This window comes from Rhodoligotrophos sp. CJ14 (assembly GCF_038811545.1).
GTDB lineage: Bacteria > Pseudomonadota > Alphaproteobacteria > Rhizobiales > Im1 > Rhodoligotrophos > Rhodoligotrophos ferricapiens.
In genome coordinates this window covers 3,814,010-3,834,813 of the sequence record NZ_CP133319.1, presented here as the reverse complement: position 1 = coordinate 3,834,813, position 20,804 = coordinate 3,814,010, and the positions used below count along the sequence as shown (strand labels likewise).

At 61.2% G+C, this 20,804-nt stretch carries 20 protein-coding genes; 8 read left to right on the top strand and 12 right to left on the bottom strand.

What is annotated here, in order from left to right; genetic code table 11:
* Positions 1–22: 22 nt before the first annotated feature.
* The 5 genes from RCF49_RS17915 to RCF49_RS17895 form a co-directional block, all read right to left on the bottom strand.
* Complete coding sequence (locus RCF49_RS17915) at positions 23–1,258, bottom strand: dihydrolipoamide acetyltransferase family protein (RefSeq protein WP_342641147.1); 1,236 nt, start codon at positions 1,256–1,258, stop codon at positions 23–25.
* Positions 1,258–2,235, bottom strand: coding sequence for an alpha-ketoacid dehydrogenase subunit beta (locus RCF49_RS17910; protein ID WP_342641146.1), 978 nt, complete (start codon positions 2,233–2,235; stop codon positions 1,258–1,260). The genes RCF49_RS17915 and RCF49_RS17910 overlap by 1 nt, the downstream gene beginning before the upstream one ends.
* A complete protein-coding gene (locus tag RCF49_RS17905) occupies positions 2,235–3,233 on the bottom strand; it encodes a thiamine pyrophosphate-dependent dehydrogenase E1 component subunit alpha (protein WP_342641145.1) in 999 nt (332 codons plus the stop codon). The genes RCF49_RS17910 and RCF49_RS17905 overlap by 1 nt, the downstream gene beginning before the upstream one ends.
* A 90-nt stretch (positions 3,234–3,323) precedes the next feature.
* A complete protein-coding gene (locus RCF49_RS17900) occupies positions 3,324–4,055 on the bottom strand; it encodes a GntR family transcriptional regulator (protein WP_342641144.1) in 732 nt (243 codons plus the stop codon).
* 118 nt (positions 4,056–4,173) lie between these two features.
* Positions 4,174–4,920, bottom strand: coding sequence for an SDR family oxidoreductase (locus tag RCF49_RS17895; RefSeq protein ID WP_342641143.1), 747 nt, complete (start codon positions 4,918–4,920; stop codon positions 4,174–4,176).
* Between the two features lie 132 nt (positions 4,921–5,052).
* Here RCF49_RS17895 and RCF49_RS17890 point away from each other — a divergent pair, with 132 nt between their 5' ends.
* Positions 5,053–5,511 (top strand): DUF3237 domain-containing protein, encoded by a 459-nt coding sequence (locus tag RCF49_RS17890; protein WP_342641142.1) that lies wholly within the window; start codon positions 5,053–5,055, stop codon positions 5,509–5,511.
* 45 nt (positions 5,512–5,556) lie between these two features.
* The gene (locus RCF49_RS17885) at positions 5,557–6,363 is read left to right on the top strand and encodes a hypothetical protein (protein ID WP_342641141.1); all 807 of its coding nucleotides are present in this window, start codon (positions 5,557–5,559) and stop codon (positions 6,361–6,363) included.
* Between the two features lie 94 nt (positions 6,364–6,457).
* On the opposite strand, the gene RCF49_RS17880 is transcribed toward RCF49_RS17885, so the two are convergent.
* The 5 genes from RCF49_RS17880 to RCF49_RS17860 form a co-directional block, all read right to left on the bottom strand.
* Positions 6,458–7,384 carry a 3-hydroxyacyl-CoA dehydrogenase NAD-binding domain-containing protein gene (locus RCF49_RS17880; RefSeq protein WP_342641140.1) on the bottom strand — a complete coding sequence of 309 codons (927 nt, stop codon included), beginning with the start codon at positions 7,382–7,384 and terminating at the stop codon, positions 6,458–6,460.
* On the bottom strand, positions 7,381–8,190 hold the full coding sequence (locus RCF49_RS17875; protein ID WP_342641139.1) for an alpha/beta fold hydrolase: 810 nt from the start codon (positions 8,188–8,190) through the stop codon (positions 7,381–7,383). The genes RCF49_RS17880 and RCF49_RS17875 overlap by 4 nt, the downstream gene beginning before the upstream one ends.
* Before the next feature lies 1 nt (position 8,191).
* Positions 8,192–8,692: a cupin domain-containing protein gene (locus RCF49_RS17870; RefSeq protein WP_342641138.1), complete on the bottom strand. Its 501-nt coding sequence runs from the start codon at positions 8,690–8,692 to the stop codon at positions 8,192–8,194.
* On the bottom strand, positions 8,682–9,575 hold the full coding sequence (locus RCF49_RS17865; protein ID WP_342641137.1) for a hypothetical protein: 894 nt from the start codon (positions 9,573–9,575) through the stop codon (positions 8,682–8,684). The genes RCF49_RS17870 and RCF49_RS17865 overlap by 11 nt, the downstream gene beginning before the upstream one ends.
* Before the next feature lie 66 nt (positions 9,576–9,641).
* Positions 9,642–9,968, bottom strand: a complete 327-nt coding sequence (locus RCF49_RS17860; RefSeq protein WP_342641136.1) for an NIPSNAP family protein — start codon at positions 9,966–9,968, stop codon at positions 9,642–9,644.
* Between the two features lie 454 nt (positions 9,969–10,422).
* Here RCF49_RS17860 and RCF49_RS17855 point away from each other — a divergent pair, with 454 nt between their 5' ends.
* Positions 10,423–11,985, top strand: coding sequence for a TerC family protein (locus tag RCF49_RS17855; RefSeq protein WP_342641135.1), 1,563 nt, complete (start codon positions 10,423–10,425; stop codon positions 11,983–11,985).
* 53 nt (positions 11,986–12,038) lie between these two features.
* Positions 12,039–13,874: a glycoside hydrolase family 15 protein gene (locus tag RCF49_RS17850; RefSeq protein ID WP_342641134.1), complete on the top strand. Its 1,836-nt coding sequence runs from the start codon at positions 12,039–12,041 to the stop codon at positions 13,872–13,874.
* A 50-nt stretch (positions 13,875–13,924) separates the two neighbouring features.
* On the opposite strand, the gene RCF49_RS17845 is transcribed toward RCF49_RS17850, so the two are convergent.
* Positions 13,925–15,286 (bottom strand): aspartate aminotransferase family protein, encoded by a 1,362-nt coding sequence (locus RCF49_RS17845; protein ID WP_342641133.1) that lies wholly within the window; start codon positions 15,284–15,286, stop codon positions 13,925–13,927.
* Positions 15,287–15,302: 16 nt separating this feature from the next.
* Positions 15,303–16,502 (bottom strand): pyridoxal phosphate-dependent aminotransferase, encoded by a 1,200-nt coding sequence (locus RCF49_RS17840; RefSeq protein ID WP_342641132.1) that lies wholly within the window; start codon positions 16,500–16,502, stop codon positions 15,303–15,305.
* 109 nt (positions 16,503–16,611) lie between these two features.
* Here RCF49_RS17840 and RCF49_RS17835 point away from each other — a divergent pair, with 109 nt between their 5' ends.
* The 4 genes from RCF49_RS17835 (at position 16,612) to RCF49_RS17820 (ending at position 20,781) form a co-directional block, all read left to right on the top strand.
* A complete protein-coding gene (locus RCF49_RS17835) occupies positions 16,612–17,214 on the top strand; it encodes a TetR family transcriptional regulator C-terminal domain-containing protein (protein ID WP_342641131.1) in 603 nt (200 codons plus the stop codon).
* An 88-nt stretch (positions 17,215–17,302) separates the two neighbouring features.
* The gene (locus RCF49_RS17830; protein WP_342641130.1) at positions 17,303–18,046 is read left to right on the top strand and encodes a PRC-barrel domain-containing protein; all 744 of its coding nucleotides are present in this window, start codon (positions 17,303–17,305) and stop codon (positions 18,044–18,046) included.
* Positions 18,047–18,181: 135 nt separating this feature from the next.
* Positions 18,182–19,336, top strand: a complete 1,155-nt coding sequence (locus RCF49_RS17825) for a M20 aminoacylase family protein (RefSeq protein WP_342644232.1) — start codon at positions 18,182–18,184, stop codon at positions 19,334–19,336.
* Positions 19,337–19,527: 191 nt separating this feature from the next.
* Complete coding sequence (locus RCF49_RS17820; protein ID WP_342641129.1) at positions 19,528–20,781, top strand: MFS transporter; 1,254 nt, start codon at positions 19,528–19,530, stop codon at positions 20,779–20,781.
* The last annotated feature ends 23 nt before the right edge of the window (positions 20,782–20,804 follow it).

Here is a 20,804-nt window from a genome sequence, read left to right as displayed (position 1 = left end):
CCTCAACCTCCCAGTTCAGTTATTACTCACCCCGCAAGACATTCCCGCTTTCTATCGAGATCTTCAAGTCCTGTAGAAAGCGCGCAACATCTGCCCCATCGAGAACCCGATGATCGGCGGTCAAAGCGAAATGCGCAAGCTTTCGTGTTTCGAGCCGTCCATCTTCGAACAACGTTACGGACCTAAAGGCCGGAACGGCGAGAATAGCCGCCGCCGGCGGGTTCAGCGCCGCAGTGAATTGGGTGATGCCGAAGCTTCCCAGATTCGAGATCGAGAAGGTTCCACCGCTGATCTCCGCAGGCGACAGCCGTTGGGACTGGGCCTTGACGCGGAGGTCAGCCATGCGTCCGGCAATCGCTTCGACATCCATTGCATCGGTCCGGTGCAGCACCGGAACAACGAGGCCCAGATCGGTCGCAACCGCAATGCCGATATTGATATCAGCGTTGAAGAGAACGCCTGCACCATCCCATTGGGCATTGACCCGCGGGTGATTGCGCAGGGTGCGGGCCACGGCCGATATGATGAGGTCGTTCAGCGTGGCGCGGCCGCCCTGCTGCTTGATCCGGCTGCGCGCTTCAAAAAGCTTGGCTCCGTCAATCTCCAAGCCCAGGGTGAAGGCCGGAATGGCGGCTGCCCGCACCATATGGGCGGCCATGGCGCGGCGATAGCCTTCGGTCGCCTGCGGTGGCCTTGGCGACTCGGCTGGGCGGGATGTGAGGTCCGGCGCGCGAGATTGCGCATCAGCCCTGACCGGCTGCGCCTGCTTCTCCGCAAGCTGCGCCTCCACATCGGCCCGGCGGATGCGGCCGCCCGGTCCGGTGCCCTTGAGGCCGGCAAGATCAATGCCGTGCTCTCGGGCGATACGCTTGGCTAGAGGCGAGGCAAAGGCTGCCGGCAGCCGCTTGTGCAGGCCAGCCGTGTTCGACGTTGCCGCTGCTAGGGCTGGATCATGGCCGTTGAATTGCTGTGGCAGAGGGGCTTCGCGTGCAGACCCGCCGGTTGCGATGCGCGCCAATACGGCACCAATGCCCACCTCCTCACCAGGCTTGGCCAGTTGCTCCTGCAGCACGCCCTTCGCCGGCGCGGTCACCTCTGTTGCCGCCTTGGCGGTCTCGACGACGGCGAGGGTCTGGCCTTCCTCGACGGCGGTGCCGGGCGTGACCGTCCATTCGATCAGCACGGCTGAGTCCATGTATTCGCCGCCAGCGCCAACCAAGGTCACGTCGATGAGCGGCCGGGCGCCGGGCGCGGACATCAGCCAGCCCTCCCATCCATGGCGAGAACGCCGGCAATGATTTTCTCGGCATCCGGCAAGACGGCCGCTTCCAGAGGCTGGCTATAGGGGATCGGCCGATCAAAGCCACCGATCCGGCAGACAGGCGCATCCAGATATTCGAAGGCCTGCTCAGTGATGGTGGCCGCAACCTCGGCGCCGAAGCCACCGAACCGCCATCCCTCATTGATCACCACGGCGCGGGATGTCTTCTTCACCGAGGCGACGATGGTGTCCGTGTCCAAGGGGCGTAGCGAGCGCAGATCGATCACTTCCGCGGAAATTCCGCGTTTGGCCAAATCTTCCGCGGCTTTCTCGGCCTCGAGCACCATCTTGGAATTGGCGATGAGGGTCACGTCGCTGCCCTCGCGCAGGATATGGGCCTTGCCAAGCTCGACCACGTGCTCGCCATCGGGCACCTCGCCCGAGGTGTTGTAGAGTAGCTTGTGCTCCAGAAAGACTACGGGATTTGGGTCGCGGATGGCTGCGGTGAGCATGCCTTTGGCATCGGCGGGCGTTACGGGGCTGACCACCTTGATGCCGGGAATATGGGCAACAAGCGCATCGAGTGATTTCGAATGCTGCGCGCCGGCGCCCGAACCGCCGCCGCCTTGAGTGCGGATCACCATCGGCACCCTGACCGGCCAGAGATAGGGCAGAACGGATGCTTGATTGATGAGGGCGTCGAGGGTCAGCGGCAGGAAGTCCGCATACATGATCTCGAGCACCGGCTTCAGCCCGCTGATGGCGGCACCGACACACATATAGGTCATCGCCTGTTCGGAGATCGGTGTGTCGCGCACCCGCAAATCGCCGAATTCTGCCTGAAGGTCGCGGGTGACCTTGAAGACACCGCCATAGATGCCGATGTCCTCGCCATAGAGCACGACCTTATCATCCCGCAGCATCTCGCTGCGCAGCGCGTCCCGCAGCGCCTCGGCATAACGCATACGCGCCATCAGTGCGCTCCCACGAATTCAGGCACGTCGGCCTCAGAGGCATCAGGCAGAGGATCGGACAGCGCAAGCTCGAAGGCTTTGTCGCAGGCCGTGATCGCCTCCTCTTCGGTCTTGCGGATCCGTTCCTCGCCGGTCAGCTCCAGCAGCAGCTTGCGCGTTCGCAGAATCGGATCGCGCGGGCGCCAGGCATCAATCTCGGCCTGGGGTTGATAGCCGCCCATGTCGCTGGTGGAAAAACCGACGAGGCGATAGGTCTTGGCCTCGATGAAGGTCGGCCCCTCGCCGGCCCTCGCCCGCTCGACCGCTTCGCCCACGGTTTCATAGACCTGCAGCACGTCGTTGCCATCGATCTTGACGCCCGGCATGTTGTAACCGGCCGCTCGGATCACGAGATCCTCGACCGCCGACTGATAACGGGCGTGCGCCGTGAGCCCATATTCGTTGTGCTCGCAGATGAAGACGATCGGGAGCTTCCAGAGCCCCGCCATGTTCATGGCCTCGTGGCAAATGCCTGCCTGGGCCGCACCGTCGCCGAAGAAGGTCACGGCCACATCGCCACGACCATGCAGCTGGTGGGCGAGCGCCTGGCCGAGCGCCAGCGGAATTCCGGCGCCGACAATGGCATTGCCGCCAATCATGCCCTGCTCGACATCGGCGATGAGCATATGGCCAGCCTTGCCACGACTATAACCAGTGACGCGCCCAAAGATCTCCGCGACCACGCGGTGGGGATCAAGGCCCTTGCCGATGTAATGCGCATGACCGCGATGGGTGCTGGTTACCGTATCACTCGCCCGCAGCGGCGCCGTGCCGGCTATGCCAACTGCTTCCTGACCATCGCAACGGTGAATGGGGCCGCGGGTGCGGCCCTGCTTGTGCAACTCGCCCAGGCGCTCTTCCATCTGCCTGACGAGGATCATCTTGCCGAACATGTCGAGCAATAGCTCGGGATCCGGCGCATTGCGCCCGATCACTGCAGAAGATGCCGCATCGGCCATCCGCTCTGTCCTCCACCCTTGCGGCTCATGCCAGCAGAAGGATCGACGCTCGTCAAGCAGAAGTGTCGACACTGGTGCATGAAGTTGGCGTCATGCTGCCGAGGTCTCGCCTTTTTCAACGACAGCGCTGCTCTCCCGTGCCGTTTCGGCATAGAGCTTGAAGAAGGCTTCCTTCATCACGGAAGTCGCGTCCTCGACCGAAAGGGCAATGTGGCTCTCCAGCATTTCCTTTCCCGCCGCCTCATCCCTCGCCTGCAGCGCCTCGACAATGCGGCTATGTTCCGCAATCATCTCACCGTGCTGCCGGCCATGCTCGATCTGAATACGCCGGACAAAGCGGATGCGCGCGTTGATACCCTGAAGAGTTGCGAGGACTTCGTCATTTCCGGAGAGACGGGCAATACTCTCATGGAAATACTCGTCCAGACTGAGGATCTCATCCGGGTCCTCGCGCAGGTAACGCTCGAGCGCGCCAGCCCAGAAACTGGCGAGATCAGCGATTGCCTCGTCACTCGCGCGTGCGCAGGCCAATGCGAAACCGCCTTGCTCGACAATGACGCGAAGCTCAAACAGCTTCAGCAACAGACCGGTGTCCGGCGCACGGAAGAAGAAGCCACGATTTGGCTGGAAGCTCAGAAAACCTTCACTGGCGAGGCGATTGAGCGCCTCGCGAACCGGCGTCCGGCTCACCTCTAGCTGCCGTGCCAGCTGGACCTCATTGATCCGCTCATCGGGCCTGAGGCGGAAATCAACCGCCATCTTTCGGATGACATGATAGGCGCGCTCGGCACTATCCGCCCGGCGGGGCGTCCGGGAACGCATTTGTCTTGAGCCTGGCATGACACCGGCGGACATCGCCATCACCCCTTGGTGATTTTGCTTATGGCAGCATCTCCACGCAGGATCCTGACGTCAAGCGGAGGTAAGCGGTCCACTGGGCTCATTCACCGGCATCCCGCGGCGGGAAGACGTGACCGCCAAATGCCTGATCGGTTGGAACAACCTCTATGAAGCTCAGATCTACATGCTCAGGCATGGCGAGGGCGGCAGCAAGCGCGTCCGCGACGTCCCCGGGCTGCACCGCGCGATGGGATCGATAAAGCGATGTCTTGAGCCGATCGCGATCGCCACCAAAACTCTCGAGGTAAATGTCGGTCTCGACCCGGCCAGGGCTGATCTCGGTCAGCCGCACTCCCGTTCCGGCGAGATCGTAACGGACCACAGCACCGGCGCGAGAGAGCCCCGCTTTCGCCGCCGCATACGGAGCGGTGCCCGCCAAGGTATAATCCGCAGCGGTCGTGGTCAGATTGAAGATGTGACCGCGGCGGCGGGCAATCATGCCAGGCAGAAGGGCCATCATGAGCTGCATCGGGGCCGTAAGGTTCACCTGGACCATGCGGCTTATGTCTGCCGGGGTCATATCCTGGAGCGGCTTCACGGCGGTGATCAGACCGGCATTGTTGACGAGAATGTCGGGGTCGATGCCCTGCACCGCTTTGAGGAGCTGATCCGGCTGTTCAAGATCGGCGATGACTGGGTGAATACCGAGCTCGGCAGCAACCTGATTGAGCGCTTCGGCATTACGGCCGAGCCCGTAGACCTCAAGACCCAGCTCGACCAATTTGCGCGCAATCTCCAAGCCTATGCCCTTGGATGCGCCGGTCACCAGCGCGCGGCTATATTTCATCGCCCATCCCTCACTCAAACAGCCCACCCATGCTCGTCTTTTTCTTTTCGCGCTTTTCCTTAATGCCATCGCCTGCTCTTGCGGAATAGGAATTTTCCCGCCAATGATCGGATCAGTGAGGAGCAAGCTCAGATGGAAAGCATCGAAACAGAATTCCTGTTCGAATTGCGCATCGACGTGAACCCACCGCTTTCGGTAGGCAAAACCGAAGCCGGCGATCGACAATTCGTGGTGATTCGAGGCGGACGGTTCGAGGGTCCAAAGCTCAAGGGCGAGATCCTTCCGGGTGGTGCAGATGCCATATTCGTCGAACCCGACGGCCTGTCGAAGCTCGACGTGCGGGGCGTACTCAAGACAGACGACGGGGCATTGATCTACATCCAGTATATCGGCCGGCGGCACGGTCCTGCCGAAGTGATGGCGCGACTTCGGCGCGGCGAGCCGGTTGATCCCTCAGATTATTACTTTCGTACAGCGCTGACCTTCGAGACTGGCGATCCGCGCTATGCCTGGCTCAATGGCGTAGTGGCCGTGGCCAAAGGGCAGCGGCCGCCCCAGGGGCCGATCTATCGCGTGTACCAGCTGCTGTGACCGACTTTCCAGGAATGCGGGCGCCCACGACGAATGAGTTGCGCTTTGATTGACTTGCCGGAAATCCATACCTTCTGGATCGGTCCCTCACTCGGGCCCCTTTCCGTCGCATGTCTGAGGTCGTTCCTGGCTGCCGGGCATCAGGTGATCCTGCATGTCTACGATGAGCCTTCGGACGTCCCAAAGGGAGTCACGCTCAGGGACGCCAGCGAAACACTCCCAAGTGATCGTGTCATCAGGCATAAAAGAGGGAGCTACGCGCTTTTTTCAGACATCTTCCGCTATCAGCTGCTCCGAAACGGGGCTGATCTTTATGTCGATTGCGATGTTTATTGCATTCGTCCGATTCGGCGGGCCGAACATATCTTTGGCTGGCATGTCGACAATGAGATGAACGGTGCAGTGCTGGCGCTTCCTCCGCATTCCGCGCTGCTCAATAAGCTGATCGAGATCTGCGAGGATCCAGGCTATGTGCCGCCGTGGCTACCGCCCGCCAAACAGTGGAAGATAAAATGGGGCATGCGCTTAGGCCTGCATCCGGGCAAACAAAATTTGCCTTGGGGAAGCTTCGGACCGCTAGCCCTCACCCATTTCGCCAAAGAGCTGGGTGTCGATCACCTGGCCCTCCCTACGGACGTCTTCTACCCCGTGGCTACCTGGCAGTTCTCAAGGCTGTTCGATCCGAACCTGAGCATCCCAGACCTCATTACGCACAGGACCTGCTGCATCCATCTCTGGCACGAGATGGTGCGGCGGCAACAGCGCCATATACCAGCCACCTCTCCGCTCGGTCACATTCTTGGGCTGGAAGAAGGAGCCCAGTCAAAGACGCCTCAGCTGGTAACCCTCTGACCCGCCTGGTAACAGCCATATTCAACTCCAAAAATATTCTGGGCTGGGCCTCGAGTTACCGGACGACTGCTCAAGGCGCGAGGCGCCGGCTTCGTCACAGAGCGCCCTTGTCCTTCTGGGTCCTGAGGATGTCAACAAGACCAGAGTCGCGCTGTGCCCGCAGTTCGTCCTCGCTGCGATCGGCAACAATCGCGCGGGTCTGCTTTACCACCTCAGCGCAAGTGTCCGGATCCAGGCTCGCGTCGCCGAGTGTTGCCCAGATCGCCTCGTAGGTCGGGCCATATTTGACCAGGAACTCCTCGATGCCACCGGCGCCCAGGTGATTGGAGACGAAGGAGCCCTGCAAGGTCCATTTCGGGCCTGGTCCATAGCAGAATGCCCGATCGATATCCTCCGCGGTGGCGATGCCCGACTTGATGAGGAAGAAGGCCTCCCGCCACATGGCCCCCATCAGGCGGAGGGCGATGTGGCCGGTCATCTCGCGCGACATGACGACCGGTTTCTTGCCACATCGCTCATAGACCCATCGGGCGTGGTCCACAGCCCAGGATGCGGTGTGGTTGCCGCCGACAATCTCCACCAGCGGCATCAGATGCGCAGGATTGAAGGGGTGGCCGAGCACGATACGCTCGGGATGAGCGCATTCGGTCTGCATGTCCGAGACCAGCAAGGCAGAGGAGGAGGACGCGATCACGACATCGGGCGCGACTGCCTGCTCAATTTCGCTGAGAAGCCTCCGCTTGAGCTCGATCCGTTCCGGGGCATTCTCCTGGACGAAATCGACGGGCAAGCTTCCATGCTCGAGGCGCTGGGCGAAGCGAACCTCTCCCCGTGGGCCGGCAGAGGGCGAGACCTGCTCAAGATCCTGATAGAGCTGAGGTGCAGCCTCGAGGAATTCCTGCCATCGGGCAGGATCGGGATCATGAGCGATGACATCGAGCCCCGCATGGGCGAACACGGCTGCCCATCGCGCCCCGATGAGGCCGAGCCCCACTACGCCGACGGTTTTGAGATCTCTCATGATGCGGTCTCGGTCAGAAATGGAATCAGCGCATCGACATAGGCGCGTGGCTCGGTGCGTGGAACGAAATGGCCGCCCCGCGGCAGCATGGCAAGGCCAGCGCCCGGGATCTCGCGTGCCAAGGTCTCGCTGTGATAAGCGGGCACGATCATGTCATCGGCGGCTGTCACAACCAGTGTAGGCGCACTGATCTTGGGCAGATCGGCAAGGCGGTCATGGGCGAGCACGGCCGCAATCCTGGCGCGCACGATCTCGGTTTCGAGCTCAAGATTGGCAGGAGGCGGTGCCTCCATCTCGTTGAGGAAGAGCTCCTCATGGTCGCGGGCCCAATAGGGAGGGTATTGCAGCACAACGCCCATCCGCCGGTACTCGTCCAATCCGGCTCGGTCGAGCATAGCGAGCCGGCTGGCAAACAGCGCCCGGAAATAGGGGCACGGTGCCGCCCAGGTCGCGGATAGCACCAGCCGCCCGACCTTCTCTGAGCGGATAAGCGCCAATTCCTGGAGGATGGCACCGCCGGTTGAATGTCCGATCAGCGTCGGCCTCTCAAGATCAAGCTCACTGATGAGGCAGAGGAGATCGGCAGCCATGCCGCTCACGCTAAAGGGTCCACTAACGCGGCTCGAGCGCCCGGTGGCCAGATGATCGTAGGTCACGACCGTAAAACTCTGGGCGAGCTCGCTCACCAATGGACGCCAAAAGGCTCCCCGACCACCAAGCCCGCTCACCAGGATCAGAGCCGGTCCCGAGCCAGTCACCTCATAGGCAATTTTCCCGCCCTGCGGCAGACGCAGGTTAAAGGCCATCTCAATCCTCGATCGGCGGGGCGAAGACGGTATTGCGCTCGATCTCATGGACATTTTCGGGGCGCGGGAAATTCGAGGGGGCAGGTTCACCGGGCTGGCGTGGCCGGCCAATCTGCCGGAAGAAGTCCTCCAGGCCATGAGGTGACATGGTCCAGAGGAGCTTCAGCTCCTCGTCGCTGTCGTTGATGAATTTGTGCTCGACATTCTTGGGCAGCATGATCAGTGTGCCCGGAAGCATAGGATATTCTTCCTCGCCGATCACCGCCCTGCCCTTGCCGCCCCAGACGAACAGCACCTCGAGATTGCGGTCGTGCGCATGCTTGCGGATATAGGAATGGGGCGCCACGATCTGGACGCCAGCGGAGAAGGGCCCGTCCCAATTTTGTGGCGTCAGCTTCACTGTCACATAGCCATTGGCAGGCACAGGCTGCCAATAGGAGGCGCCGTCATCGTCGTGCAGAACGAGCGGCTCGGTGAACTTCGTCTCAGGTTCAGTGGCCATTTGCCTTCTCCATCGCTGCTGCAGCCTCATGCGTGACCACAGCCTCGTTGAGGTCGTTCCAGCGGATCACAAGATCGAGCCATGCGGAGAGCCTGCCGACGATCAGGATGGCATCCTCGATGACCGCATCGACCGGCTCATTGCCGTCCCGCAAGGCTCGCCCGATCTGATCAAGCGCATCGGCGCTCCAGTCGAGATGGCAGAAGTTCCGGAGCCGGGTCGCCGTCTTGTCCACGACCAGGGCCGCGGCACGCGCGATCATCTCAGGCCGCTCAGTCTGTAACGCCTGGCGGCTCCACCACAAGAGCTCATGCAGATTGCGGGCATCGCCTTCCGCGTAGAGCAAGGGCCCGATCGGATGCATGATGCCGCGACGGGCGGATAGAGCTGCTATCTCGTCCGGCATGGCGGCCCATATGGAACGCCGGATCTCGGCCAGGGGCGATGATGGCGCGGCGGGCTGGGACTGACGCCGGCCAAGCGGGGTCAGGCGGACAGTGTTGATCACGCGGCCCTGAGTGAGGCGTACCCGCTCACCCAGCGCTCTTATCAGGTCCACCGGACAGTCGGCTCGGCCAATCGGCGTCACGGTCGCGGTTTCGGCCTGGAGCGGCGCGAAAGAGATCTCGAGAAACTGCCGTTCGGGCCAGTAGAAGAAGGCGCCCGCGGCCATATCCATCACGTGGCTCGAGCCTTCGAGATCGCAAATAAAAGGCGTATGCCAGTAGATGTGGCTGCCGGCGATCTTCGGCGTGTGCAATTGAGCGTCGATGGGGGCTGAACGATGCAGCGCCGCGACAGTCCGGGGCGCCGAAGCCTCGTCGCATAGAAGCGGAATATCGCCCAGCTCCGTCTCAAGCACGAATTGGCAGGTATTGCTCATCGGCCTTCCGATCCCGTTGCCGACAAAAGTGTATGCACTTTACGGGCCAGCCGTAAAGCGCAATCCTTAGATGTCGCGAATTTTCATGAAGGTCGCTGGCCGAAGCAACTGGTTCTCCGCCTTTACCACCAGATCAAGCTCAGCAACTTTCTTCACATATGCCTGCCATTCTGGATCTGCCGTCATCCTGTCGCGGCGAGCCTGACGGTCATCGGCGCTTTCATATTTCCAAATATGAGTGACCTGATTGAGATGGCCGACTTCGGAGTAAAAGAAGGCATAGGGCTCGCCCAGATATTTGCGCTGCATCGGCAAGGCCACCGTCTCGTATATCTTCAGAAAGTCGTGGAGGCGGTTGGCGCGGATCGTATAGACTCGATGGTCGAAGATCATGGAAATGAGCCTTTCTGTGAATGAGAACCCAGTACTGCTGCTTATCCGCTTCACAACTTCATGGCTAGGAAGGCCTGCAACGATCTGCGAGCGAAGCGCTCCTCACAGCACGTGCGACAACGCGCGCACGGCGGAAGCGGCCGATCTCCCTTAGCATCACATTCCCTCCGCCGCGCAGACGCCGCAGCATGGATCGAAGCCAACAATGACAATTGGACCCGTCGACTGATCGACACCGGCCCAAACCAAATGATTGCTTCTCCCACCACAGCCAAGCGAAACACAATCAGCTCTGGCGGACCAGACCTCTCGGCAAAGGGATGCCAGTCTGCGTCCTCGTTGCGGGCCACGGACGCGGCTGTGTTGCCAAGCTGTTGTGTGGCTGCACAACGGAGCTCTAAAGAATTTCTGTCCGCCTAACCCCAATGCCTCGGCATGCTGAAAGGAACGACTCGTGGAACTCGATTGGATAGGTGATCCGACGGCCTGGCTTGGTCTTGGAACCCTTATCATCCTCGAGATCGTCCTCGGGATCGACAATCTCATCTTCATCGCCATTCTCGCGGACAAGCTGCCGCCCGAGCAGCGGGATCGCGCCCGGCTTATCGGTCTGTCGCTGGCGCTTCTGATGCGGCTCGGGCTGCTCGCCGGCATTTCGTGGATGGTGACGCTCACCCAGCCGTTGTTCACGATTTTCGGCTTCGGCTTGTCTGGTCGCGATCTCATCCTGATCGTCGGCGGTCTCTTCTTGCTGTTCAAAGCCACGACCGAGCTGCATGAGCGCCTCGAAGGCAGCCAGTCTGACGAACGCAAGTCACCAGCACATGCCAAGATGTGGCAAGTGATCGTGCAGATCGTGGTGCTGGATGCGGTGTTTTCGCTGGATTCGGTGATCACCGCCGTCGGCATGGTGAGCCACCTCACCGTCATGATGATCGCAGTGGTCATCGCAATCGGCGTCATGATGCTGGCGAGCCGACCGTTGATGAATTTCGTGAGTGCTCATCCCACCGTGGTGATCCTCTGTCTCGGCTTTCTGCTGATGATCGGCTTCAGCCTGGTGGTGGAAGGCTTGGGCTTCCACATCCCGAAGGGATATCTCTACGCCGCCATCGGCTTCTCGGTGCTGATCGAGCTCTTCAATCAGCTCGCCCGGCGCAACAAGATGCGGCTGGTGACGACAGCCAATGTGCGAGACCGAACTGCTGCCGCGGTGCTGCGGCTGCTTGGTGGCGGACGGACTGAGGCGGATGCGGATACGGAAATCGCGGCGCTGGCTTCCTCCGGTACTGTCGAAGAACTGTTTGGGCCCGAGGAACGCTCCATGGTGCAGGGGGTGATGACCCTGGGCGAACGTCCGGTGCGGACAATCATGACCCCGCGCACCGAGGTGGTCTGGCTCGATCCCAGCTCGCCGCAAGACGAGCTCAGGCGGAAAATCCTCGATTCCGGCCGCTCACGCTTCCCGATCGCGCATGGCGATATCGATAATGTGGTCGGCATTGCACTGGCCAAGGACCTGCTCAGCGCGCTGGTCGATAAGGGGGAAATTGATCTTGAACGGGTCATGCGCGAGCCGCTCATCGTGCATGACCGTATGAATGTGCTGCAAGTCATGGAGCAGCTGCGCGATTCCCCCGTACAGCTCGCCATGGTTTTCGATGAGTATGGCTCGCTCGAAGGGGTCGTGTCGCCCACCGATGTTCTAGAGGCGATTACCGGCGGTTTCCCCGAGGAGGGGGAAGTCGGGCCGCGATTTGAAACGGAAGCGGATGGCTCCTGGTTGGTGGATGGCCAGACCGACGTCCATCGCTTGAGTCAGGTGCTCGAGGTCGATCTCACGGACGAGGGTGATCGATACTCAACTCTTGCTGGCTTCCTGCTCTGGCAGGTGGGCTATCTGCCAAAACAAGGAGAGAAGATCTCGGCCAAAGGATTCGATTTCGAGATCGTGGAGATGGATGGTGGCCGCCGGATCGGGCTGGTGCGTATTCGGCGCGTGGTGGAAGCCGAGTAATATTTGCGCCTTATCGTTGGCGGTGACGCAATACGAACGAGAAGGATCAAGCCATGCTCATTGAGGATTATGCCGTCATTGGGAACATGATCTCGGCAGCCCTGGTGAGCAGAACAGGATCTATCGACTGGCTCTGTCTGCCGCGCTTCGATTCCGCTGCCTGCTTTGCCGCGTTGCTTGGAACCAAGGATAATGGCCACTGGTCACTCGTGCCGGTGGCAGAGGTCAAAAAATCTAGCCGGCGCTATTTGCCGGATACGGCCGTCCTCGAGACCACGTTCGAGACCGAGAGCGGGACCGTTGCCGTTTACGACTTCATGCCCCTGACCACTGATGAAGACAAGGTCGATGTCATTCGCCTGGTCAAAGGCATCGACGGCAGCGTCGAGATGCGCATGGATTTCGTGCTGCGCTTCAATTACGGGCAGGCCGTGCCCTGGGTCAGGCGGCATGATTATGGCTTGAGTGCCGTTGCAGGGCCGGATGCGGTGGCGTTGCACACGCCCGTGGCGCTGCAGGGCCAAGACATGAAGACGGTGGCGCAGTTCACGGTGCGCAAGGGCGAAAGCGTGCCCTTCACGCTGTCCTATCACAATTCCCATAAGACCCCGCATTTCGTGCCCGACCGGCAGGAGAGCCTCGAGGCAACCACCCGGTGGTGGCGCGAATGGTCGGCCCGCGCCCGCGTGGACCATGTGCCCGAGTGCTGGCGCGAGGCGGTGGTCCGATCCCTGATCACCTTGAAGCTTTTGACCTATTCGCCAACGGGCGGGATCGTCGCGGCGGCGACGACGTCGCTGCCGGAAGGGATCGGTGGCACCCGCAACTGGGATTATCGCTACTGCTGGATCAGGGATTCGACGCTTACCCTTTATGCCCTCCTGAATGCCGGCTATCGGGAAGAGGCGGAGGCTTGGCGCCAGTGGCTGCTGCGTGCGGCAGCCGGCCATCCCCAGCAGCTTCACATCATGTATGGCATTGCCGGTGAGCGCTGGCTGCCGGAAAACGAGATCCCCTGGCTTCGGGGATACGAGAATAGCGCGCCAGTTCGCGTGGGGAACGGCGCGTCGGGCCAGACGCAGCTGGATGTGTTCGGCGAATTGCTAGACGTGCTGCATGCCGCCTACAAGGCCAAGCTGGCCTTCGTGGAGGATTCCTGGCGGGTTCAGAAGGTGCTGCTCAATCATCTGGAGAAGGTCTGGCGAGAGCCGGATCACGGGATCTGGGAAGTCCGTGGCCCCAAGCAACGGTTCACCCATTCCCAGCTCATGTGCTGGGTTGCCTTCGACCGCGGCATCAAGACAGCCGACGAGCTCGAATTGCACGCGCCTCTCGACCACTGGCGCCATGTTCGGGCGCAAATCTGTGACGAAGTGTTGACGCATGGCTTTGATGAAGAGCGCAACAGCTTCGTGCAGGCCTTCGGAAGCAAGCATCTTGATGCCGCATCACTGCTCGTGCCGCAGGTGGGCTTCCTCAAGCCCAAAGATCCACGCGTGCTCGGCACGGTCGCCGCGATCGAGCGGGAATTGATGCAGGACGGGTTCGTCATGCGATACTCCCCGGACCAGGTAAATGACGGGGTCGGCGGCGATGAAGGCTGCTTCCTCGCCTGCTCATTCTGGCTGGCGGATGCGTATGCTATGCAGGGCCGCCTCGATGATGCGGGCGCGCTGTTCGAACGACTGTGCGGGCTGCGCAACGATGTCGGCCTGCTCTCGGAGGAATACGACCCGAAAGCGAAGCGGCTGCTCGGAAATTTCCCGCAGTCCTTCTCGCATGTCGGGCTGGTCAATACAGCCTTCAACCTGTCGCATGCCTATGGGCCGGCACGGCAGCGGGCCAAGCGCGACGCGCCCAACCGCACCCGTCAAACGGTTGCGGCCTGAGCGCGCCTCAGGGATGGCGTCTGGTCAGCCTGCCCGAACCTGCGCAGGTCTCAGGTCGCCCTGGCCTGCGAGCGGGCGCGGGAGACGGCCTGCTCGATGGAGGGGGTGAGGATCTCGATGATCTCGGCAAGCTCGGCATCGCTCGCGTTGTAGGGCGGCGCGATGATTACCGTATCGCCGGCCACGCCATCCACATTGCCCGTGCAGGGATAGCAGATCAGGCCATTGGCGAAGGCCGTGTTGCCGATCTCGGCGTGCAGTTTGAGCTGCGGCGGGAAAGGCCGCTTGCTCTCTGGATCTTCCACGAGCTCGATGCCAATGAAATAGCCGCGTCCGCGCACGTCACCGACCTCGGGGATATGGGCGAGCGCCTTGCGAAGCTCCTCCTGGAAGCTTGCCCCACGTACCCGCACCCGCTCGATCAGGTTCTCACGCTTCATCAGCTTCTGAACCGCAACGCCCGCCGCGCAAGCGGCCGTGTGGCCCGTGAACGTATGGCCAGTTTGCGCACCACCATGGGCTGCAACAATCGTGTCGCTGATCTCATCGCTATAGAGCGCTGCACCGAGAGGCACATAGCCCGCGGCCAGACCTTTGGCGATGGACATGAGATCGGGCATCACGCCATCATGTTCCAGGGCGCGCCAGGTCCCCACACGGCCCGAGCCGCACATGACCTCATCCGAGATCACCAGAATGTCGTGCTTGCGGCAGACTTCCGTGACCGCCTTGGCATAACCGCGGGGCGCGGGCACCACGCCACCGGCGGCCCCGACCACCGGCTCGAAGATGAAGGCAGCGATGTTCTCGGCGCCCACCCGCAGGATTTCCTGCTCGAGCTCGTTTGCGAGGTAACCTGCCAATGCGTCGGACGAAACACCAGGCGGCCGCCGGTAATCGTTGGCGGCAGAAACCCTGGAGACGTCGAGCAGGCTTCCCTCAAATGGCGCGCGCCGTGCCCTGAAGCCAGACACGGACAAGGCGCCCAGGGTGTTGCCGTGCCATGAACGCTCGCGGGCGATGAAGCGTCGCTTGCTCATCTTGCCCTTGGCTGCCCAGTATTGCAGGGCGATCTTCAGGCAGGACTCGACCGCTTCCGAGCCGCTGGATACAAACACCACCTTCCGGAAGCCCGTCACCTCATAAATGATATTGACCAGCTCTTCCGCCGCATCGCTGGTAAAGAGATAGCGATATCCATGGGCAATCTTATCGAGCTGGGCCTTTACCGCCTCGTTCACCTCGGGATTGGCATGGCCGATAGCATAGACCGCCGGACCGCCTGAACCGTCGAGATAGCGCTTGCCGTTCACATCATAAAGGTAGCTGCCGCGCCCATATGCGATCTTTGGCAGGCCTTCCAAACCGAAGCTGCTTGGACTTCTGGTGACGAGCTTCTCCTGGAGCGTCATGTCCTGGACCCCCTCCTCATGCGCCCACGACCATATCGGGGCGTCTCGCGAGCCTCTCGAGATAAGACTTTATCCTGCGGCATCCGTCCAGCAGCTCGTCTTCGCCCACTGTGTAGGAGATGCGGAGATAGCCCTCAGCACTCTTGCCGAAAGCAGTCGCATCGAGCACAGCAACGCCCATTTCGCTATAGAGACCCCAAGCGAAGTCGCGGCTGGTCATGCCCGTGGCGCGAACATCCGCAATCAGAAACATGCCCGCCTGGGGCTTCAGGCATTTCAGCTGAGGCAGGCTGCTGAGCTCGCCGTAAAGCAAGTCGCGGCGGCGGAGATAGATTTCCCGCATGCGGGCAACTTCCTGGATACCCTCATTCAATGCCTTGGTCGCAGCAGTCTGAATGAAGCCAGGCAGACCATAAAGCATGCAAAGTGCCAGCTTCTCGGCGTATTTGATCAATTGCTCGGGCGCGACCATCCAGCCAACACGCCAGCCGGTCATGGCGTGGGATTTGGAGAGGCTGCCAATGGTCACGGTGCGTTCGGCCATGCCGGGCAGAGAGCCTATGCCCACGTGCGGAGCCTCGAAGGTCAAGGCCGCGTAGACCTCGTCGGAGACGACCCAAAGATCATGACGGCGGGCAATATCAGCAATTCCTTCCAGCTCCTCGCGGGTCAGCACGACGCCGGTCGGATTGTTCGGGTTGGCAAGAAAAATGGCCCGCGTACGATCAGTCACCGCTGCCTCGAGCGCTGCCAAATCCGGGCGGAAGCCGCCCGCCGCCGGCTGGGCGACCGGAACGAGCGTCGCGCCGGATGCGCGGATGCTCGCCTCGTAAGTCACATACATGGGCTCGAGCGCGATGACCTCATCGCCTGGCTGAGTAAGACACAGACTTGCCGCAAACAGGCCATTCTGCGCACCAGCCAGGATGATCACGTTCTCCGGTCCCACGAGCTGGCCGTTCAGACGCCGATGCTGAGCGGCGACCGCCTCACGCAGCGGTTTCCGGCCAAGTATTTCGGCATAATGTGTGTCACCGGCATTGAGCGATTCGGTGGCGGCGACGCTGATCATCTCGGGCGTGGGAAAATCCGGATCGCCAATGCTCAGCATCACCACGTCTTCACCACGGGCCCGCGCGGCGCTTGCGGCACCGTGAATGGCCCAAGCTTCCGAGCCCTCCCCGCCGATCCGCTCGACAAATGATGAAAAGCGCATGTCTTCAGGCTCTCCGCTATAATGATTGAGACGTCATTCCTACCATATAAACCAGTACTGAACGATCGTTCAATATTTCTTCCACAGAATTCGGGGTATCTGCTCTCACATGGCCACACGCAGCAAGTTCGAACGTAAGCTCCCCGAGGAACGGCGCCGGATTCTGATCGCCGCCACTCTCAAATGCCTCGGCGAGCAAGGCCATGCAGGGTTGTCGGTCCGCAAGATCAGTGCCGAGGCAGGCATCTCGATTGGACTGATCAACCATCACTACCCCAGCAAGGACGCGCTGGTGGCGCAAGCCTATGAAACACTGGCGATGGGATTGCTGGACGGCGCCAAGGCGGCGGTTGCACAAGCCAATCCCACGCCGCGGGAACGTCTGACAGCGTTCTTCAGGGCAACATTCGCTGCATCCGGGTTCGATCATGGGACGTTCAGAGCGTGGGTCGTGTTCTGGGGCATGATCGGGGACTCCAGGCTCTTGGCTGAAACCCACGATCGCACCTATGGGGAGTTCCGCTCCTGCCTGGAGGATCTGCTCGCTGATTTTACCGGTGGAACACCTAAGACAGTTCCGGACATTCGGCTGGCGGCAATTGGCCTTTCCGCCCTTATGGACGGTCTGTGGCTCGAGCGTTGCCTGAACCCGGCTACTTTCAGCATCGATGAGGCCCTGCAGATTTGCGATTCTTGGCTGGACTCTCTCTAGACGTCAACACGGAATTTACAACTTTTGGTTGAGAATGCGCCCGAGCCGAGGCAAGATCCCTCGCCCGCAGACCATAGGGAGCACTCTCATGAAGAGTCCAATGTTGCCGCTTGCGGCCATTGCCGCGCTGATCGCGTCGACCGCCGCCGTCCATACGCAGACAACGCCGAAGGCCAATAGCGAGAGCACAGCCGGTACGGATGATGCAATCCAGGTGCTGGAAGACGCGATCAAGAAGCTTGAGAATACGGCAACCGAGATTCCCGAGGACGCGGCGGATGCAACCTCGGCCGAAGATCCAGCCGATGAGCCCGCTACGTCCAGAACACCGCCTGCATCTGGCCAGGCGCCGGCCTCCGGAACAGCCGCTACAAACGAAACCACCGTCACTCCCACCGCCAACACCACGCCTGCGGCACCAGCCACAACGGCCCCATCCCAGGCAGAGACCAGCAAGGCTTCCTCAGAAAAAGGCAGCGGGACCCAAGAGAGTGGCTCCCCGACAGCCAGCCAACCAGCCGATGCAAAGCAGGCGGCCTTGTCGTTCATCGAGCTCGAAGACGCGAATATCAAGGTTCCGTCCCTCAACATCTCCATCGGGCAACTCACGGGCATGGATGTTCACGACCAGGAGGGCAAGAGGATCGCGGAGGTGAATGACGTGCTTGGCACGGTCGATGGCAAGCCTGTGGCCATTTCCCTGGAAGTGGGCGGGTTCCTGGGTATCGGCGCGCGCGAGGTGGTCGTTCCCCTGGAGGCGGTGAAGCTTGCGGCCGACAAGCTTTCGCTCACGCTGACAAAGCAAGAGATCGAGGCGCTGCCGGTGCGCTAGACAATGATGATTTGCTTGTCGAAGGCTGCTGGCAGGCTGTAGCCATTGGCCTATAGTGGCGGCGGCGGCAGTCGAGCCAGCGAACTGCTTGGGCATGCTGCCGCGACCGACACCGCCATTCGACAAGGCGTATCGATGATTGTGGCCGAAATAAAAGAGTCCGAGCCTGATCTGACCGCGATCAGACGCCATCTCCATACAAGGCCGGAACTCGCGTTCGAGGAACATGAGACATCGGCCTTCATTGCCAAGCATCTGGAGGATTGGGGCTATCAGGTCACGAGAGGCGTGGCGGGCACTGGCATCGTTGCCACCTTACGTAACGGCAACGGGCCACGGAGCCTTGGTCTGCGCGCTGATATGGACGCACTCCCCATTCAGGAGGAGACCGGCCTTGCCTATGCGAGCGCGAATCCCGGGAAAATGCACGCCTGCGGCCATGACGGGCACATGGCGATGCTGCTTGGGGCTGCTCGCTATCTCAGCAAGGCGCGGCCATTCAACGGCACGCTGCACCTGATCTTCCAGCCGGCGGAAGAAGATATTTCCGGTGCGAAACGCATGGTTGAGGAGGGTCTGTTCGAGCAGTTCCCGTGCGACGCGGTGTTCGCGCTCCACAATATGCCAAACGTGCCCCTCGGACATTTTCTGTTCAAGACGGGGCCCATGATGGCCGCCTCAGATGTCGCGACCATCACAATGCGAGGGGCTGGCGGACATGCCGCCACCCCGCATCTCACGGCCGATCCTATTCTGGCAGCGGCGACGCTCGTGGTCGCCCTCCAGAGCATCGTCTCCCGAAACCGCGATCCACAGGAACCGGCTGTGCTGAGCGTCGGCACCTTCCATGCGGGAACGGTCAGCAATGTCATCCCGGATGAGGCACAGTTGACGGTGGATGTGCGGACATTCAGCGCCGCGACGCGCGACTTGATCGAGCAGCGGGTGACCAGACTTGCGAAAATGCAGGCTGAGAGCTTCGGGCTTACTGCTGACGTGAACTATGAGCGGTTCTATCCGGTCACGGTCAATGCGCCGGAGCCAACGCAGTTCGCGCGCGACATTGCCCTCAAATGGGCGGGCGCCGACAAGATCACCGATCTCGAGCGTCCATTTTCCTATAGCGAAGACTTCGCCTATATGCTTCAAGCGCGGCCCGGCAGCTACTTCATGCTGGGGATGGGCGATGGACACAAGCTGCATACGTCGCGCTATAATTTCAACGATGATGCGCTGGTGATCGGCGCCTCGTTCTGGGTGCGGCTGGTTGAGGACTATCTCAGACCTTGAGATCTGAGCTCACCTGAACGTTAACGGAATTTCGGGCGCATAGCTGGATTGAGCCAGGCGCAGACCCCTGGCGTTGACCTGCCCAAAGATTAGGCGTTCTGATGCACGCCTCGACACGGGCGCACGGGAACCGCAGGCCCGTGTCCTCCTGTTGATGGTCTAACGTGACTCTGACCAAAGGCGGCCCAATCGTGAGCGTTGCAAGTTCTGCCCAGAAGGCTGCGGGTTCGCAAAGCGATATTCGCATCATCGGAACGGTGGCCTCGGCGCATTTCACCAGCCATATCCTGCAGCTGGCGCTGGCACCGTTGTTCCCGATGATGAGGGATGCCTTCAATGTCACCTTCGTTGATCTGGGACTGATCCTCACCTGCTTCTATGCGGCGTCCGGCCTCGGCCAGATCGCGGCAGGCGTGCTTGTCGATCGCTTCGGTGCACATCGGCTGCTCATGATGGGCATCACGCTGCAGTCCGGCAGCGTCGCCCTCATGGGGCTTGCGCCGAATTACTACATGCTGCTGCCGCTTGCCGTGCTCGCGGGCATCGGCAACAGCGTCTATCATCCGGCTGATCTGTCGATCCTGAGCCACAGGGTCAGGCCGGAGCGGCTGGGACGAGCTTTCGCCACTCATGTGATCGCCGGCAATATCGGCTTCGGCGTCTCGCCCATTTTTGTCGGTACGATTGGCGTGATGTGGGGTTGGCGCGCAGGCCTCCTGGCCGTCGGCATCCTTGGCCTGATCATCAGCTGCTGGGTGATCCTCAACAGGCCGGCGATCAGAACCGAAGGACAGGTGCAACGGCGGCAAGCGGCGGCGGAAAAGGGGAAACCGGGCGGCCAGCAGGCCGAGCCCGCGCCTGCGCATTTCTGGCATATCATCACAATGCCGGTGGTGCTTCTGGCCTTCCTGTTCTTCGTGCTGAGCGCCTTTGCCGGAGCAGGCATACAGAACTTCGCCATCAGTGCTCTTACTGAAGGCTATGGCATGGTGCTCGCCATGGCAACAGTGGCGGTCGCAGGCTACCAGGTCGGCACTGCATCCGGCGTGCTGCTCGGCGGCGTCCTCGCCGACCGGAGCGAGAAGCATCACGTGATCGCAATGCTGGGGCTTGCGGTTTCAGCCATTCTGATCATGTTCGTGTTTCACACAGGCCTGCACCCGGTCGCCATTATCGCGCTGATCGCTGCTTCGGGCTTTGCAACGGGCATTACCATGCCGTCCCGCGACGTGCTGGTCCGGCGGGCGGCACCGGCCGGCGGCTATGGCAAGGTGTTCGGCATCGTCTATTCCGGATTCGACATCGGCTCGCTGGTCGCGCCGCTCATATTCGGTAGCCTGATCGACCACCATATGTCGCACGGCGTGTTCCTGGTCTGTGGCATCGCGCTGATTGTCGGCATTCCCACGGTGATGGGCTTCAAGGGCAAGCATCACAAGGCTTGAGGCGACCTGGACACGCTGGATCG

Bases quoted from the DNA above. Each gene is read 5' to 3' on its own strand.
- RCF49_RS17915 (WP_342641147.1), bottom strand. From the start codon at position 1,258: ATGTCCGCGCCCGGCGCCCGGCCGCTCATCGACGTGACCTTGGTTGGC.
- RCF49_RS17910 (WP_342641146.1), bottom strand. From the start codon at position 2,235: ATGGCGCGTATGCGTTATGCCGAGGCGCTGCGGGACGCGCTGCGCAGC.
- RCF49_RS17905 (WP_342641145.1), bottom strand. From the start codon at position 3,233: ATGGCCGATGCGGCATCTTCTGCAGTGATCGGGCGCAATGCGCCGGAT.
- RCF49_RS17900 (WP_342641144.1), bottom strand. From the start codon at position 4,055: ATGCGTTCCCGGACGCCCCGCCGGGCGGATAGTGCCGAGCGCGCCTAT.
- RCF49_RS17895 (WP_342641143.1), bottom strand. From the start codon at position 4,920: ATGAAATATAGCCGCGCGCTGGTGACCGGCGCATCCAAGGGCATAGGC.
- RCF49_RS17890 (WP_342641142.1), top strand. From the start codon at position 5,053: ATGGAAAGCATCGAAACAGAATTCCTGTTCGAATTGCGCATCGACGTG.
- RCF49_RS17880 (WP_342641140.1), bottom strand. From the start codon at position 7,384: ATGAGAGATCTCAAAACCGTCGGCGTAGTGGGGCTCGGCCTCATCGGG.
- RCF49_RS17875 (WP_342641139.1), bottom strand. From the start codon at position 8,190: ATGGCCTTTAACCTGCGTCTGCCGCAGGGCGGGAAAATTGCCTATGAG.
- RCF49_RS17870 (WP_342641138.1), bottom strand. From the start codon at position 8,692: ATGGCCACTGAACCTGAGACGAAGTTCACCGAGCCGCTCGTTCTGCAC.
- RCF49_RS17865 (WP_342641137.1), bottom strand. From the start codon at position 9,575: ATGAGCAATACCTGCCAATTCGTGCTTGAGACGGAGCTGGGCGATATT.
- RCF49_RS17860 (WP_342641136.1), bottom strand. From the start codon at position 9,968: ATGATCTTCGACCATCGAGTCTATACGATCCGCGCCAACCGCCTCCAC.
- RCF49_RS17850 (WP_342641134.1), top strand. From the start codon at position 12,039: ATGCTCATTGAGGATTATGCCGTCATTGGGAACATGATCTCGGCAGCC.
- RCF49_RS17845 (WP_342641133.1), bottom strand. From the start codon at position 15,286: ATGACGCTCCAGGAGAAGCTCGTCACCAGAAGTCCAAGCAGCTTCGGT.
- RCF49_RS17840 (WP_342641132.1), bottom strand. From the start codon at position 16,502: ATGCGCTTTTCATCATTTGTCGAGCGGATCGGCGGGGAGGGCTCGGAA.
- RCF49_RS17835 (WP_342641131.1), top strand. From the start codon at position 16,612: ATGGCCACACGCAGCAAGTTCGAACGTAAGCTCCCCGAGGAACGGCGC.
- RCF49_RS17830 (WP_342641130.1), top strand. From the start codon at position 17,303: ATGAAGAGTCCAATGTTGCCGCTTGCGGCCATTGCCGCGCTGATCGCG.
- RCF49_RS17825 (WP_342644232.1), top strand. From the start codon at position 18,182: ATGATTGTGGCCGAAATAAAAGAGTCCGAGCCTGATCTGACCGCGATC.